Origin of the sequence: Flagellimonas baculiformis (assembly GCF_033441575.1) — a bacterium.
GTDB classification, from domain to species: Bacteria; Bacteroidota; Bacteroidia; order Flavobacteriales; family Flavobacteriaceae; genus Flagellimonas; species Flagellimonas baculiformis.
In genome coordinates this window covers 111592-126862 of record NZ_JAUZVW010000008.1, presented here as the reverse complement: position 1 = coordinate 126862, position 15271 = coordinate 111592, and the positions used below count along the sequence as shown (strand labels likewise).

Below are 15271 nucleotides of genomic sequence, written 5' to 3'. Positions count from 1 at the left end.
GCTGAAAATCTTTAGCTGAAATTGAACCAGAAGCGTACCCCTTCGCTGTCCCGATCAATGTTCAGTTTGGATTGCAATTGGTTCACCAAACGGTTCATCAAACGGATTCCCATGGAAGAATGGGCCCGCTCCTCGGCATCTTCGGGAAGTCCCACCCCATTGTCCGTGTATTCAAAATAGCCTTGGTCCCCATTTTTGCGCAAATGGATGTAGATCTTTCCATTATCATCATTATCCGGGAAAGCGTATTTGAAGGAATTGGAGACGAGTTCGTTCAAGATCAATCCGAAGGGTATGGCACGATCGATATCCAATTCTGTGCCTTCGGCATCAATGGTGATGCTGATGTTGTGCCCTCCTTTTTTATAGACCGATTGGACACTGTTGATCAAACTCTCGATGTACCCCTGCATCTCTATGACGGAAAGGTCGTCGTTCTGATACAGTTTTTGGTGGATCAGTGCCATGGCCTTCACCCGGCTCTTTCCTTCTTCCAAGGCCTCGATGGCAGCCTTGCTTCGGGTATTCTTGGTCTGTAGGCTCAACAAACTGGAAACCATTTGCAGGTTGTTCTTCACCCTATGGTGGATTTCCTTCAAAAGGGAATCCTTCTCCACCAACGCATTTTCGATGATGTGTTTTTGCTCGGAAATGAGACGCTGGTTCTTGATACTTTTTAGATAGGCATAGACCAATCCTGCAAAACCCAACAAAGTGAATATCAATGATATGAACACTAGGTTGATGCGTTCATCCTTGGCCTTCATATCACTTCGCACCTGCTCGTTTATCCGTTTTTGCTCATCGATGAGTCTTTGAGAATTTTGAAGGTCCTCATTGGCCACAATGGTGACCAGTTGCTGCTTGATGAGTGCCGATTGCTTTTGTGCCAGCGAATCCTTTATCCGCTCGTTTCGCTTATAGTAAATAGTGGCATTTTTGAAGTTCTCCACCTTATCATAAAAAGCGGCCAACAAACTGTTTCGTTCAATGGTCTGAAAGATGTTGATGTTCTCAAAATCAATGTCGAGGTATTTTTTTGCCGCGTTGAAGCGCTCCAATTGAAGATTGGCCTTGGCCAAATACAAAGTATTGTCGATGACCTCGCTTTTGTGGCCGTTCTTTGAAGATGTCTCAAGAGCTTCTATGCTTTCCTCAAGAAGGGGGATGGCTGTTTCATATTCACCCATCATCACATGGCATTTGGCAATGTTTCCCTCTATTTCGGCTTTGAGAAGTTCGCTCTCAAAAATATCCTGCTCACTCTTTTGGGTGGAGATATCGTTCAGGTACACATCCAAGTACGCCTTAGCCTTTTTCAGTTCGCTCAGTGCGGTGGGTGCCGAATCGTCCAATCGCAAATAATTGCCCACTTTGCTATGGTATTGGGCCAGTTTGTAGGTTTCGTTGTCCGCAATGGTGGGCTTTACCTCCATGATGTATTGGTCCCTTGCCTTTCTGTAGAGCCCCAGATTACTGTATATATCGTAGAAAGACACGTTCTCGGTGATTCCCAGTTCACGTTTTTCCTTGCGGACCTCTATCTGCTTGTCGTACATCTGTAGGTTGGCGTAGTTGTTGTCCAACACGTCCAGGACTATCTTGTGGAGGTCCATGTCCAAAGAGTCCTTGTCCTCATGCAGTTCCTTTGCCAGTGCAATGCTCTTGTCATATTCGCCCAGATCATTGTACAACTGGGCCTCCATCACTTTGTAGAGCCGTGTGGCGACAGTATCGTTGGTCTTTTGGGAATTGGCGAGGTATATTTTGACAGTATCCAGCCAATCATAGGCCGAATTCACATTGTACCTATTGACCGAATTGAAGAAAACATCGAACCTTTGTGATGGGCTGCTGACATTCTCAAATTCCTTCAGTACACTTCGCTCCCCATCATTGGGACTCTGGGCCGAAGCACTGAAAAGAAAGACAAAATATATAGCGGTGAATAAGAATCTTACGTAACGTCCCATTAATTTAACTGATACGGAAACCATGGATGCATCCACGGTCCGATAATTTTGTGCCCTTTTTTATCTCTTTTCCCCTTAAAAACAAAGTGATTTCAGAAATGCGGAAAGCATGGCCGAAAAACCAAGTATGGGGTATATAGAGAACGCTAGTTTGGCTCCAAAATTAAATCCAAACCAAAAGACTTGCCCAGTATTGTTGTGAAATAGTCATTTTCTGTTGTGAAAAGACACCTTGTGTATGCGAAGTGGCATTTTACCGATGTTTTGTGCATTTCATGGAATCGATGAGCAAAATCAATACCTATAAAATCAAAAAAGGCCTTGCTTTTTACCACAAGACCCTTTTACGAGAACACTATATGAAAATGAAAAAATTACTTTCTGAATTATTACACTGCTAAAGTACAGACGACATCCCCAAGACCAAAAACATTGTTGTGAAGGTCCCAAAAGTTGTGGTCATCTGTTGGAATTGGATGGACGGCATAAAAAAATGCCCCAAAAGGGGCACGGTATCTTGTTGTGTGTTCTCTAATGGGAAATGAACTAGCTGTTCATTGATGAAAGGATAAACTCCTTGAAGTCCTTGGAAATGGGAATCAGGTTATTGTTGATCACCACGTCCTTGGAATTGATGGCATCGATGTGGTCCACGTTCACAATGTAGGACTTATGGGCCCTGTAGAACTTGTTGCCCGGCAGTTTTTCCAGGTAATCCTTCAATGGGGAACGTACCAGGAATTTCTTGTCGGCCGTGTTCACCTCTAGATATACATTGTCCGCTTTGATGAACTGGATATCACTGAACTGGATCCTATAGTACAGGTGCTGCTTTTTAACGAAGATGGAATCCTTCAGCACGGAATTGGAGGTAAAACTCTCCCCCACATCATCAATGTCCCTGTTCGAGTCCTTTTTGTTGTAGTTGAAATTGGACAAGGCAATTTCAATGGAGGTATAAAGGTCCTGCTGCTCAAAGGGTTTTACCAAATATCCATCCGGCTTCACCGTCTTCGCGTTTTCCACTGTGGCCCTATCCGAGTTGGAGGTAACGAATATGAACGGGATGTTGTATGATTCCCTGATGTGCTTGCCCAGGTCTATCCCCGTCTTATCCGATGCCAAAATAATATCGATCAACACCAGGTCCACATGGTTGTTCTTCAATACCTCAACGGCCTGCTCATAGACAATGACATTGTCCACGATCTCATAGCCGATTTCCTCAAGCATGGACTGCATGTCATCGGCAATGATGACATTATCCTCTACGATCAAAATTTTAATTGGATGTTCCAAGTTCCCTAAAGTTTATCTGGTTGTATATCAAATTTACAAAAAAATATTAATTGCAGGGAAGAAGAGTGTGGCAAGCAGAAAAGAACTGAGTGCCAATTTCTTAAGTTCCCCGTCGAGCAGTCCCGGATCGTGTGTTTTCATCACTTTTAGCAGGTGTATGAAAATGGGTATAAAGGCCAACATGAAATACCCTTGCCTCCAGCCGATCTCCGCTATTACAATGTACAATATAAAGCACAAAAAAGCGGTGCCCATTAGCAGAAAATGGTATCGCTTTCCCTTATCAAATCCCATTTTCACCACTAAAGTGATCTTCCCATGTTTCTTATCGGACACTACGTCCCTGAGATTGTTCAGGTTGAGCACCCCCACGCACAACAGCCCCAAACCTATTGCAGGAAGAACGGAGGGCCAATCCAAGGTTTTTGTGTAGAGGAACATACTGCCCAAAACACCTAGCAAGCCAAAAAACAGGAAGACGTAAAGGTCTCCCAAGCCCCTGTAGCCATAAGGATTGGAACCCATGGTATATTTGATGGCCGCCCAGATACTCAGGGCCCCCAAAATGAAAAAAATGGTGATATAGGCCAAGTTTTCCACGCCAAATGCTCTATAGATCAGCACAATGGCCAAAAGCATGGATATGGCTATCGAAACAATGATCCCCTTTTTGAGTGCCGCTCTGGAAAGAAGACCGCTTTGTAGGACCCTTTGTGGGCCTATCCTGTCCTCGCTATCGGTTCCCTTTACCCCATCGCCATAATCATTGGCAAAATTGGAGGTGACCTGAAAACCTACGGTGGTCAACAGGGCGAGCAGAAAAATATCCAGTTCAAAAAAACCTTGTCTGGCTGCCATGGCAGTGCCCACGATAATTCCCGAGAGGGAAAGGGGAAGGGTCCGCAGTCTGGCGGCCCGCACCCAAGTCTTTGTTTTTCCCAATACTAAAAAGGTTCTTCTATCTTAATCCTTTTTCCATCCTTGTACGATGCCACAAAGGCATCCTTGAAACCCATCTGCACCAATTGCGCCCTGAAGGACTGTGCTTCGGAAAGGGTCTCAAAAGTCCCGAGGGAATAGGCATAAAAAGGATTGGTCTTCACAAAAAGGGTGTTGGTAAGTGCCTCAGAAGCCAAAGTGACATTGTTGTCCACGAACGATTTTACCTGAACGGAATAGATCTTTTCCTTGTTGAGGAATTCCTTGGCCAAGTAAAACTCCTTCACCAGACTGAGCTCCTCGTTCTGCACCTTCAGATTGTCTATCCTGTTCTTTATGGCGTCCAAACTGTCTATCGATACCAAAAGGTTGTTCTGGTTCTCAAAGGACTGCTTGGTGCTAAGGCCCGCCGTGAACGACGTAATGGCCAGAGTACCAATGACAAACAGCCCCACAAAGCCCAAAAGGATATTCCGCTGCAACTTCAGTTTTCGCAGGTCTTTGTTCTTATATTTTATCTGGTCCAGCAATCTTTCATTGATGATCTGGGCCTTATCAATGTCCTTGTGTAGATCCAACAAATCGCTTTCTTCAATAAAAGGCATATTGTCAAGGGGTTATAAATTATCAGCAATGCTAATAACGTAGTTGTCAATAAGTTAATCGGTATAACTACAAATGTAAAATTTTTAGGGAAAGAAAAAAACTTAGCGGTATGAAATTAATGTCAAAAAGAGATAAATGTCAATTGTCCTATCCTTTTTTACAGCAGATAGATACCATCGTCCTGAATATTGATCTTGCGTTGCCTATACAGAATGCCTACTCCTTTTTTGAACGCCTTTTTGCTCAAGTGGAGCGTTTTTTGGATTTCTTCGGGCGAAGATTTATCATGGAGTGGCAAAAAGCCATTGTTTTCCTGCAACTTGTCATGGATGATCTTTGCGGTGGGTTCCAACATTTTGGCACCGATGGGCTGTAGGGAAATATCTATCTTGTGGTCGTCTCGCACATTTTTCACAAACCCCCTCAAACGGTCCCCCACAGAAATCGGTTTGAAGATGTCACTATCAAAAATAAGTCCTTTGTGTTTGTGGTCCACGATCACTTCCCAACCCAAAGGGGTTTTTCGGTACACCAACAGATCTACCTCGGCGTTGGTCTCATATTCTGCCCCTTGGTTGGACAAAAACTTTTCTACGCGACCGGAACCGGTGAGCCGCATGCTCTCTTCATCCATGTAGCAATGTACCACATACTTCTTTCCGGCTTCCATGCGTTGGGTCTGTTCCCTAAAGGGAACAAGCAAATGTTTTTCCAGCCCCCAATCCAAGAAGGCACCATACGAACCGACTTCCGCAACCTTCAAAAAGGCAAAGCCATTTCGGGTAACGTAGGGTTTCAGCGTAGTGGCCACGGGTCGCTCGCTATTGTCCAAATAGCAGAACACCTCCAGTTCCATGTCGATCTCGAAGTCTTCGGGCACGTATTTGTTCGGCAAAAGGATCTCGGTCCCTTCATCGTCGCCCAAAAAAAGGCCCACACTCGTTGACCTCAGTATTTTTAAAGTATTGTAATCTCCTAGCCGTATCATTCAATATTAAATCAAAGTGTAAAGATTGATGAAGTAAATCACCAAAACAACTTATTGGCACAAATATGTTTCAACCTTCTTAAATAATATTTTCTCTTGCACTCTATAAACAAACCAAAACCAAATCAATACGATTGGGGTAAATAAAGAAAGTCCTATTGGAATATTTTTATTGACAAATAATGCCGCAATAAACCCAACAATAATTATTACTAGAAATATATACAACTCGATTCGAACTTTAGTCGATAAAGTGACTTTTACTTTTCCAGTTTCCATTTCATCCAAATCGGCATATCCTTTTATTCCCTCAATAATAGAAGGTGTATATCGGAAAATCAATGTGCCAATTGAAAATTTTGCCAAAAATTTAAATGATTTATAGTCAATCCATTTTACACGAAATTTTTGATTGTTCTGTATGCGCAACTTTTCATTTAATTCCTCTATTGAACCATCAAACAAGAATTCTTTTTTTAGAGTGATTTTCTTTAGCAAGCCGTTCACTTGATACAATTTTTCGGTTACTAAATCAGTGTCCCTTCATCATCACCCAAAAAAAGGCCCACACTCGTGCTACGGAGCACTTTTAGGGTGTTATGGTTTCCCAGTTTTATAATAGGACAAAGGTAGATGGAATTTGTGGGTATAAAAAAAGCTGCCCCAAAAGAGCAGCCAAACGTAATTTATCTGTGTATCCGTCTAATTATAAGCGGATTGCTTTCCAAAATGCTTCGCCAACATATAATAAATGACGGCACGTTGCTTGTTTTTCTCTGATTGGCCATAAGTATCGATCACCTTTTTGATGGCTTCCATAAGAGCAGGACTATCGGCAAGACCCAATTTTTTGATCAAAAAGTTGTTCTTTACGGTTTCCAGTTCCTTGTCATTCGACCCGGAAACTTTGGATGCATCCAAATTATATATGGCCGGGCCCAGGCCTACGGTCACCTTGGTCAACAAATCCATGTCCGGGGTTTCCCCAAACTTGGTCTTGATGTCGTCTGCATATTTTTCGATGAGTTCGTCTCGTCTGCTCATAATCGGTCAGTTTCTTTGTGGATTTATAGTTATGGCCTAAGATATAAAATCGAAATAGTCGAGCAAAATTTTATTGTTCAGCTCCCGTGGCGTATTGATTTCCAGAATCTTCGGTTTATCAGATTCCACATAAAAATGTTCAAGGCCGTCCATCAATTCTTTTTTGTCCGAAACTTGATGGTATTCAAAACCGAACATCTTTGCCAAATGTTCCGCATTGAGTCGGTGCTGGGTCTCAAAAAAAGTATTGAACTCATTGGTGTCCTCTTTCCCCGGAAGGATCCTAAAAATGCCCCCTCCCCCATTGTTCACGATGATGATCCTAAAATCGGAACGGATATGGTTGTTCCAAAGGGCATTGCTGTCATACAGAAAGCTCAAATCCCCGGTGATCAGCAAAGTAGGACTCTCACTGTGCACGGAGGCCCCTACGGCAGTGGATGTGCTCCCATCTATGCCACTGGTGCCCCTGTTGCAAAACACTTTCAAGGATGGGTGCATGGGGAACAATTGGGCATACCGTACCGTGGAACTGTTCGCCAAATGCACCTGATACCCTTTGGGTATTTGCTTCATCACTTCATCAAAAACCATGAAATCCGAGAAGGGAATCTGCTCCAAATAAGTGGCCCTTCCCTTTTCGTAGGCCGCTTTGGCCTGTTTCCATTTCCTTTTATAGGCACTTTCCGTTTCCGAAGGGATAAGAATGTGTTTTAGGAAGGTATTGGGTTGTTCCCTCACATGCTCCGTGAGGCAAAAGAACGTATCGTATGCGGTTTTGGGGTCGATGTGCCAATGGACTTTGGGTTGGAACTTGCGCAGAAACGCCTTGATCTTTTTGGAAACGATCATCCCGCCAAAAGTAAGCAGTACATCGGGCTGGAGCGCTTTGAAAAGTGCCTCCCTGTCCGATGATTTTTCAATCGGGGCGATGATACTGTCAATGCTGGGGAAAAACTCGGGATGGTGCAGATTGGAGGTCGTTTCGGTGAACACCAAGGTTTGGCCGTCCTTTGCCAAAGCCTCCAACACCTCTTGATCTATGGTATCGGGCTGGTCCACCCCTACCAAGACCATTTTTCGGGGACTGCTGTTCCAAATAGAGGCAAACTTGTGATATTCCACCCCTTCGGATGCTTCTTTGGTGTCTTCTTCGGGCAAAGATAGCTGCACCTTGGGCTCGTCCAACACACCGTATAGCGGTTCTTCAAACGGGATATTGATGTGGACTGGCGATTTCTCCACAAATGCTACCCGAAGTGCCTTGGCCAATTCGTTCTCGTTGTATGCCTGGACCTCTTCCTGCCTATCCGCCAAAAGGTTTTTGCCCAGTGCGGACACAGTACCTGGTGCATGGGAGACATCCTGCTTCAGATTGGCAGCATATCCGATGTGCTTTTCCAGTACATTCGCCTGCCTGATGGTCTGGCCGTCCCCAATATCGATTCGGTAACTTGGCCTATCTGCCGAAACCACAACCAAGGGAATGTCACTGTAAAAAGCCTCGGCCACTGCCGGATAGTAATTGAGCAGGGCACTCCCCGATGTGCAGACCACCGCAACGGGTTCCTGCAATTGCTGGGCCATGCCAAGGGCAAAAAAAGCGGCACAGCGCTCGTCCACAACACTATAACAGGTAAAAAAAGGATGCTTGGTAAAACCGATGGTCAACGGTGCGTTCCTTGAACCTGGCGAAATCACTATATGTTTGATTCCCTTGGACTTAAAATACAGAACCAATGTTTGTGCGGCGGGAATATTGGAGTACATCATGGAGTACAAAAATACGCTTGAAAATGGGATTCCCCTAAAATCCGGGGCAGCAAATTATAGGATGCCCAGCATGGTCTTGCTTTTGTTCTGGGTCTCAATCCATTCGTCGAGCGGATTGGAGGCCGAAGTGATGCCGCCGCCCACAAAAATGGAAGCCTTGTCCCCGTTCAGTTCCATACACCTGAGGTTCACGAACAACGAAATATCATTTGGACCGAAAAGATTGAGCTCTCCCAAAAAACCGGTGTAAAAGGTGCGCTGGTAATTTTCGTTCCGCATGATGAAATCCATGGCATCTTGGGTGGGTATGCCGCACACAGCAGGAGTTGGGTGCAATGTGGTGATCACTTTTTGAATGTCTGTTTCAGGCCTCATCCTTCCCCTTACCTCGGACCTCAAATGCCAAAGGTTGCCCGCCCTGATGGACTTTGCTTCATCAATTTCCAGCCGTTCCAGGGCAGGATACAGTTTTTCCCGAATGTAATCGGACACCATGTTCTGCTCCTCGATCTCCTTACTGCCCCATTGCGGGTCTTCGTTGCCTTCGAAGGGCAAGGTCGCGGCCAAGGACATGGTCCACAACTTATCTCCCTTGACCTTTACCAAAGTTTCGGGTGTTGCCCCACACCAAGTGCCTACTTCGGGATGGTGGAACAGGTAACAACATGCGTCGGGGTACTGTTGCAATAGATCATCAAAAATGGCAAGGGGACTTTTGGTCAAGGCCACCTCCATTTTTCTTGACAGGACCACTTTTTTCAGATTCCCTTTCCCAATTTCTTGGATACCCTTTTCAACTAGCGTCAAATGGTCCTTCTTTCCTTCTTCGGAAAGAGTGACTTTTACCCTTTCCATTTTTTTTTGGATGGAATAGTTTTGCGTTACAATTTCATCAGGTCGAATCAGGACGACACCTTTTCCAAGATCGAACGGCGCAAAAACAAATCCCTTGTCCTGAAAATTGGTCAAGCGGAGTTCATTGTCCCATTGAAAAACACCGACAAGTTCTTCCTGTTGCGGTTTTCGATAGATGGCAAAGGGAAGGTCATTTTTTAGCTGGTTTTCGACTTTGTCGAATAGGTATTGAAGCTCTTTATTTTCTGGGTAATGCAATGGTAGTCAATTTACAGTTGGAAATGAGATCGCCTTCCTCATTGGTGATCTTGATTTCCCAAAGTTGGGTGGTCCGGCCCTTGTGGAGGATGGATGCCCGTGCATACACATAACCTTCTTTCACGGATTTCACATGGTTTGCGGCAATCTCTATCCCACGCACAAAAAACTCCTTTCCATCCAAGAAAATATAGGAGGCGGCACTGCCCACACTCTCGGCCAAGGCCACCGATGCCCCGCCGTGCAGAACCCCATCGGGCTGATAGACCCTCGGTGTAACGGGCATGCGCGCCAAAAGGAAATTCTCGCCCACATCGATATAGCTTATATCCAATGTTTCCATTAAAGTTCCCTTACAGATTTCGTTGCAGACCGCCAGAATTTTCTCTTTGTGCTCGTTCATCCTCTTATTTTTTGTAAAATTACACAAAGCGATGGCAATATCGAATCAAACTCCATGATTATGCCCCATAATGAAAAAACGGTCGCCTACACCACCGAAAATTCCTATCTGACCCAAAACACTATCACGCCCAATACCAAGAATGTTTGGTTGGTGTTCCATGGCATTGGGTACTTGAGCCGTTACTTTGTAAAATATTTCAATACACTGGACCCGGAGACCAACTACATCATTGTGCCACAGGCCCCTTCCAAATATTATCTGGGGAACGAGTACAAATACGTGGGTGCGAGTTGGCTCACCAAGGAGAACACCCAGATGGAAATTGGCAACGTGCTCAACTATATCGATGCGGTGCTACAGGCGGAGAACCTGCCAAAAGACATGAACTTTATCCTCTTTGGCTTTTCGCAAGGAGTTTCCATCGCCATGCGTTGGTTGGCCCATAAAAAAATTGTCTGCAAAACGGTAGCACTTTATGCCGGGGGCATTCCCAACGAATTGACGGAGAAAGATTTTAATTTCCTGGATTTCGATATGACCAGCGTCAAGATCATTTATGGGGATACGGATGAATTTTTGACCCCAGACCGATTGAAGGCCGAAAAGGTCAAAATTGATATGTTATTTAGAGGAAAGGCAGAAATCATCACCTTTGCAGGCGGACATGAGGTGAAGCCCGAAATCATCAAAAAATTGGTATAGATTTCAAGCCTTAGATACAAAGTATCTATCGGTTGACATCGGTCTTTTCGGCTTCTTCGGGATAGTATTTGATGACCCTTGTGGTATAGGTATTGTTCGGGGTCACAATCTGCTTCACCCAGTTTTTTGGCGTATGGCTGTCGAACTGAAAAATGTAGTTGTTGGTGGATTCCGTCGTCAAGGTCTTGGTGACCACCCTGTCCAGCACGCCTTCCTTGTAGTGATAGAACTGTTTTTTCTGGGAAATAAATTCCTTTTCTTCCGCACTGTATAGAAAATCTTCGCTGGTGACGAGTTTTCCTTTATCATTATAGACCTCTTCGGTCGCGCGGTTGGGTTCACCATCAATGTATTCCTTGGTGAGCACGGATTTTTGGGTTCCCTTGGGTCCTTTTCGCTCCGAGGTCCTGACCGATTTCTCCAAAATGCCATTGGTGTAAGTGCTCACAGTGACCTCGTCCTTGGATGGCGTATATTCAAAAGTAGTTTCGTCCACTCCATCTATATTGGAGGAGACCATCTTCTGCAATTTGCCCTCTTCACCATAGAGATATACCTGTTGTTCCAAGAACTGCTTGTCATAGGAAACGATCTTTTCCACCACTTTCCTGTTCGGGACCGTGTCTATGGTATAGAAATTCGCCATGGAAGTGGATTCGTCCAAAACGTTGTTCTTGTAACTTTCCATACGTTTTTCCAACAATTCACCTTCTTTGTACTTGTAATAGGTGATGTCCTGGTCCGTATCGTTGTACTGGGTAACGGTCTTGGTCAAAATGCCATTTTTGTTGAACTCGAACAGTTCCCTGCCATAATCGGTAATGACCAAACACGACTTGACCTTTCCTTGAAGGTCAAAATCTTCCACGGTAAATATCTGGACTTCTTGGGATTGAAGGCCAAAAGCATAGAAAATAGAAATAAGGGTGGTGGTGTAGTGTTTGATCATACTACAAAATTACTTCGAATTAAGGCAATTAAAAAATTTATGGTGCATACTATGCCCAAATTAACCTAAAGAAAATGCGGGTTTCCCTAAAATTTACGGTCAGGATCAAAAGGAGCGATGTCCATGGACAGTTTCTGGTCCGAAATCAGCTCGGTAATCAGTTTGCCCGTTGCCGGCCCCAAACTCCATCCCATCATGGCGTGTCCTGTGGCTATGGTCAGGTTATCGAACTTGGTCGGCCGTCCAATATACGGTAGGCCATCCGGGGTCACGGGGCGCAGACCGCACTGGGCATTGCTCTTGTCCTCTTCGGATATTTGGAGTCCTTTGTAGTAACGCTCCGCTCCTCTGGCAATGGCTTCCACCCTTTCCTTTCTGATGATATGGTTGATCCCGGAAAACTCCATGGTCCCCGCAAAACGGGTAAAGCCTTCCATTGGCGTAACGGCCATTTTTGCCTCCATCAAGATGGCGGGCATGGTGATACCGGTCGGGGATTCCACATTGATCCTGTATCCCTTGCCTCCCTGTAATGGCAATGGAAGCCCCAATTTCTTTGACAATTGCGAGGTCCAAGATCCTGCCGCCAATACCACTTCATCTGCTTCGTAGCTGGACCGGTCGGTCACCACCTTGGTGATTTTACGGTCTGATACCGAAATATCCTGTACACCCTCCCCTTTTTTGATGGTCACTCCGCTTTGGGTCAAATGTTCCAACAACTTTTTCATGATCAATGGAGGAGTGGTATGTCTATCGCATTCATACAAAATGGCACCTTCGGCATTAAAATCCACGTTGGGCTCTATTTGTTTGAGTTCTTCCTTGCTCAGGCTCCTGCCCTCAAGGCCCATTTCCACCGCCTTCTCCATCACCTCCATTTCGTGGTCCCTCGCCTGTTCGGTCTGATATACCATCAGCAGTCCCTTGTCCCCTATCAAAAAATCACCCAGGTCACCGGAAGCCTTCATGTCTTCATACAGTTCCCTGCTCAACAGGTTGATGTCCCTGATGACGGGCATGGCCTTTTCCACCTTGGGCTTGGTGGATGATTTTTTAAAGTACCAGGCCCATTTGATGAACTCCACATCCAACCGGGGTTTCATATAAAATGGGCTGGACGAATTGAACATATATTTCAATCCCTTCGTGATCATGCCTGGCGAGGCCAATGGGATAATGTGGCTCGGCGTGAGGTACCCCGCATTCACAAAGGATGCTCCAGAATCAATTTCCGATTTGTCCAAAACGGTCACTTGGTGACCTTCTTTCTGTAAAAAATATGCCGTGGAAAGCCCAACAATTCCGCCTCCTACGACAATAACACTTTTACTACTGCCCATATTCCGTGGTTTACGATATATGAAGTTGATAATTTGGGTGCCAAGATACATAATGGGCACGTAAAAGTTAATGAACTCTTTTCAAACTTTTATTGTAAATTATTCAAGATATAAGACGTGAGAGGCAAGACATGGGTCATTCGGTTAGTGAGTCATTGGAATTTGGTGTTTATGGTTTCAAGATTCAGGTTTGAATCCTTGAACTTTTTCGTGCGAATTCGTGCAACTCTTGTAAAAAGAGGCACATACCTACCACGAGCGAGTTGTTTGATGTTCGAAGCTCGAAGTCCAGAGTAAGTGATCGGGTTATTCTGTTATTTGTTATTGAGTTATTTAAAATTTGCAGATTGAAACCTGAAACTTTAAACTTGATCGTATAGCCATGATGTAGCCTTAAACGTCATTTTTTTCAAATACAAATCCCTTCAATCCAGATACACATTCCATTAGCGATCTTTTGACTACTTTTGGAAGATTTTGAAAAATAACGAACAAATGAAAAAATTATCCATTCTTGCCCTGGGGCTGGTATTTGCCTGCAATTCCTCGCAAAAAGCGGTTTCGGAGCCTGAAAAGGTCGCAAAAGTGGCCGACCCGGTTCCTTATGCGGAAACCATCACCCAGGACGACCTCAAAGAACACCTTTACACCTACGCTTCCGATGAATTTGAAGGAAGGGAAACCGGACAGCCCGGACAGAAAAAAGCCGTGGAATACCTCAAGGCCCACTACGAATCGTTGGGCATTCCCGCAGCCAAGGCAGATGGGGATTATTTTCAAGAAGTGCCTTTGGAAGTATCCAATGTGCCTGAAGGAAGCATCTCCATCAACAATACCGTTTTTGAACTGGGAGAAAATGTGGTCTCCTTTTCGTCTGCCGAGGGCAACTATGAAAATGTGGTGTATGTAGGATATGGTATTGAGGAAGGTGACTATTCGGATTACAAAGACGTGGACGTAACCGGAAAGTTGGTCCTTATCAAGGCCGGAGAGCCTGTTGATGGCGATGGAAACTATATCATTTCAGGAAGTGCCGAAAAATCCGTTTGGAGCAACATGTCCGAAGGAATGGGTAAAAAGGCCGAACTGGCGCAGAGCAAAGGGGCCAAAGGAGTTCTATATTATGACTCACAAAATTATCCAAGGTACAAAGGTTACTTTGGTTTCATGAAGACCAACAACAGTGGAAGGATGCAATTGGCTGCAGACCATGCTGAAACTATTCTTATCATTCTTGACGAAAAATCAGCAAAGGCCATCTACAATGACATTGAAAATGAAGATGCCGCCAAGACCATCCCAACAAGCATCGCGCTCAATATTAGCAGTGCAAACGATAAGGTGAGTTCTGAAAACGTGGTCGCCGTATTGAAGGGTACCGAAAAACCCGAGGAATATGTGGTGATCTCTTCTCACTTGGATCATATTGGGATTACTGCAGATGGACAGATCAACAATGGGGCAGATGACGACGGTTCGGGAAGTGTGGCGCTATTGGAAATTGCCCAAGCGTTCAAAAAGGCGGCCGATGCGGGGAACGGACCCAAACGATCTATTGTGTTCCTGCACGTGACCGGTGAGGAAAAAGGACTTTTGGGCTCTCGATACTATACCGACGTGGATCCTATTTTCCCATTGGACCAGACGGTTGTGGACTTGAACATTGACATGATTGGACGTATCGACCCCAATTACAAGGGTGCCAGGAATTATCTGTACCTTATTGGGTCGGATAAATTGAGTACCGAACTCCACAATCTTTCCGAAGAAGTGAACAAGAAATATACCAATATTGAGTTCGACTACACCTACAACGATGAGAACGATCCGAACCGATTCTACTATAGGAGCGATCATTACAATTTTGCCAAGAACAATATTCCGATCATCTTCTACTTCAACGGTACGCATGCGGACTACCACCGTCCTGGCGACACACCGGACAAGATCAACTACGATCTTTTGGAAAACCGTACCCGTCTTATTTTCTACACTGCGTGGGAGATAGCCAACAAGGACCAAAGATTGGTGGTGGACAAGGCACCGGCCACAGAGGAATAAGATCTAACCGCGACAAAAAGTAAAAGGCCCTTATTTTATAAGGGCCTTTTTGTTAACAAAAAATCCCAAACCTTA

General features: G+C 44.8%; 14 protein-coding genes. 2 read left to right on the top strand and 12 right to left on the bottom strand.

From position 1 onward, the window contains the following. Positions 1-11 precede the first annotated feature (11 nt). The 10 genes from SD450_RS12635 to SD450_RS12590 all read right to left on the bottom strand — a co-directional run bounded on the left by SD450_RS12635 (position 12) and on the right by SD450_RS12590 (position 10138). Positions 12-1973 (bottom strand): sensor histidine kinase, encoded by a 1962-nt coding sequence (locus tag SD450_RS12635; RefSeq protein ID WP_318344812.1) that lies wholly within the window; start codon positions 1971-1973, stop codon positions 12-14. Between the two features lie 546 nt (positions 1974-2519). Next, positions 2520-3272, bottom strand: a complete 753-nt coding sequence (locus SD450_RS12630; protein ID WP_318344811.1) for a LytR/AlgR family response regulator transcription factor — start codon at positions 3270-3272, stop codon at positions 2520-2522. Between the two features lie 33 nt (positions 3273-3305). After that, the gene (gene menA, locus SD450_RS12625) at positions 3306-4214 is read right to left on the bottom strand and encodes a 1,4-dihydroxy-2-naphthoate octaprenyltransferase (protein ID WP_318344810.1); all 909 of its coding nucleotides are present in this window, start codon (positions 4212-4214) and stop codon (positions 3306-3308) included. A 2-nt stretch (positions 4215-4216) separates the two neighbouring features. After that, on the bottom strand, positions 4217-4816 hold the full coding sequence (locus SD450_RS12620; RefSeq protein ID WP_318344809.1) for an SPOR domain-containing protein: 600 nt from the start codon (positions 4814-4816) through the stop codon (positions 4217-4219). Between the two features lie 158 nt (positions 4817-4974). After that, positions 4975-5805 (bottom strand): CvfB family protein, encoded by an 831-nt coding sequence (locus tag SD450_RS12615; RefSeq protein ID WP_318344808.1) that lies wholly within the window; start codon positions 5803-5805, stop codon positions 4975-4977. A gap of 51 nt (positions 5806-5856) precedes the next feature. Next, positions 5857-6312: a hypothetical protein gene (locus tag SD450_RS12610; protein ID WP_318344807.1), complete on the bottom strand. Its 456-nt coding sequence runs from the start codon at positions 6310-6312 to the stop codon at positions 5857-5859. Positions 6313-6507: 195 nt separating this feature from the next. Continuing rightward, a complete protein-coding gene (locus tag SD450_RS12605; RefSeq protein WP_318344806.1) occupies positions 6508-6849 on the bottom strand; it encodes a DUF2853 family protein in 342 nt (113 codons plus the stop codon). 36 nt (positions 6850-6885) lie between these two features. Next, positions 6886-8622 (bottom strand): 2-succinyl-5-enolpyruvyl-6-hydroxy-3-cyclohexene-1-carboxylic-acid synthase, encoded by a 1737-nt coding sequence (gene menD / locus SD450_RS12600; RefSeq protein WP_318344805.1) that lies wholly within the window; start codon positions 8620-8622, stop codon positions 6886-6888. 54 nt (positions 8623-8676) lie between these two features. After that, positions 8677-9735: a chorismate-binding protein gene (locus tag SD450_RS12595; RefSeq protein WP_318344804.1), complete on the bottom strand. Its 1059-nt coding sequence runs from the start codon at positions 9733-9735 to the stop codon at positions 8677-8679. Continuing rightward, positions 9716-10138 carry a PaaI family thioesterase gene (locus SD450_RS12590; protein WP_318344803.1) on the bottom strand — a complete coding sequence of 141 codons (423 nt, stop codon included), beginning with the start codon at positions 10136-10138 and terminating at the stop codon, positions 9716-9718. Before SD450_RS12590 ends, SD450_RS12595 begins: the two co-directional genes overlap by 20 nt. Positions 10139-10198: 60 nt before the next feature. Between SD450_RS12590 and SD450_RS12585 the strand changes: the two genes are divergently transcribed. Then, the gene (locus tag SD450_RS12585; RefSeq protein WP_318344802.1) at positions 10199-10843 is read left to right on the top strand and encodes an alpha/beta hydrolase; all 645 of its coding nucleotides are present in this window, start codon (positions 10199-10201) and stop codon (positions 10841-10843) included. A 25-nt stretch (positions 10844-10868) separates the two neighbouring features. Here the strand turns inward: SD450_RS12585 and SD450_RS12580 are convergent, their stop codons facing one another. After that, positions 10869-11792, bottom strand: a complete 924-nt coding sequence (locus SD450_RS12580; protein ID WP_318344801.1) for a hypothetical protein — start codon at positions 11790-11792, stop codon at positions 10869-10871. A gap of 86 nt (positions 11793-11878) precedes the next feature. Beyond that, entirely contained in the window at positions 11879-13135 is a 1257-nt protein-coding gene (locus SD450_RS12575) for an NAD(P)/FAD-dependent oxidoreductase (RefSeq protein ID WP_318344800.1), read from the bottom strand. A 495-nt stretch (positions 13136-13630) separates the two neighbouring features. On the opposite strand from SD450_RS12575, the gene SD450_RS12570 reads away from it, so the two are divergent. Next, positions 13631-15196 (top strand): M28 family peptidase, encoded by a 1566-nt coding sequence (locus SD450_RS12570; RefSeq protein ID WP_318344799.1) that lies wholly within the window; start codon positions 13631-13633, stop codon positions 15194-15196. Positions 15197-15271: the final 75 nt, after the last annotated feature.

What these genes read in the sequence shown, in the direction of transcription:
- SD450_RS12635 (WP_318344812.1), bottom strand. Translation starts at nt 1,973, where the DNA reads ATGGGACGTTACGTAAGATTCTTATTCACCGCTATATATTTTGTCTTT.
- SD450_RS12620 (WP_318344809.1), bottom strand. Translation starts at nt 4,816, where the DNA reads ATGCCTTTTATTGAAGAAAGCGATTTGTTGGATCTACACAAGGACATT.
- SD450_RS12615 (WP_318344808.1), bottom strand. Translation starts at nt 5,805, where the DNA reads ATGATACGGCTAGGAGATTACAATACTTTAAAAATACTGAGGTCAACG.
- SD450_RS12605 (WP_318344806.1), bottom strand. Translation starts at nt 6,849, where the DNA reads ATGAGCAGACGAGACGAACTCATCGAAAAATATGCAGACGACATCAAG.
- menD (WP_318344805.1), bottom strand. Translation starts at nt 8,622, where the DNA reads ATGATGTACTCCAATATTCCCGCCGCACAAACATTGGTTCTGTATTTT.
- SD450_RS12590 (WP_318344803.1), bottom strand. Translation starts at nt 10,138, where the DNA reads ATGAACGAGCACAAAGAGAAAATTCTGGCGGTCTGCAACGAAATCTGT.
- SD450_RS12585 (WP_318344802.1), top strand. Translation starts at nt 10,199, where the DNA reads ATGCCCCATAATGAAAAAACGGTCGCCTACACCACCGAAAATTCCTAT.
- SD450_RS12580 (WP_318344801.1), bottom strand. Translation starts at nt 11,792, where the DNA reads ATGATCAAACACTACACCACCACCCTTATTTCTATTTTCTATGCTTTT.
- SD450_RS12575 (WP_318344800.1), bottom strand. Translation starts at nt 13,135, where the DNA reads ATGGGCAGTAGTAAAAGTGTTATTGTCGTAGGAGGCGGAATTGTTGGG.
- SD450_RS12570 (WP_318344799.1), top strand. Translation starts at nt 13,631, where the DNA reads ATGAAAAAATTATCCATTCTTGCCCTGGGGCTGGTATTTGCCTGCAAT.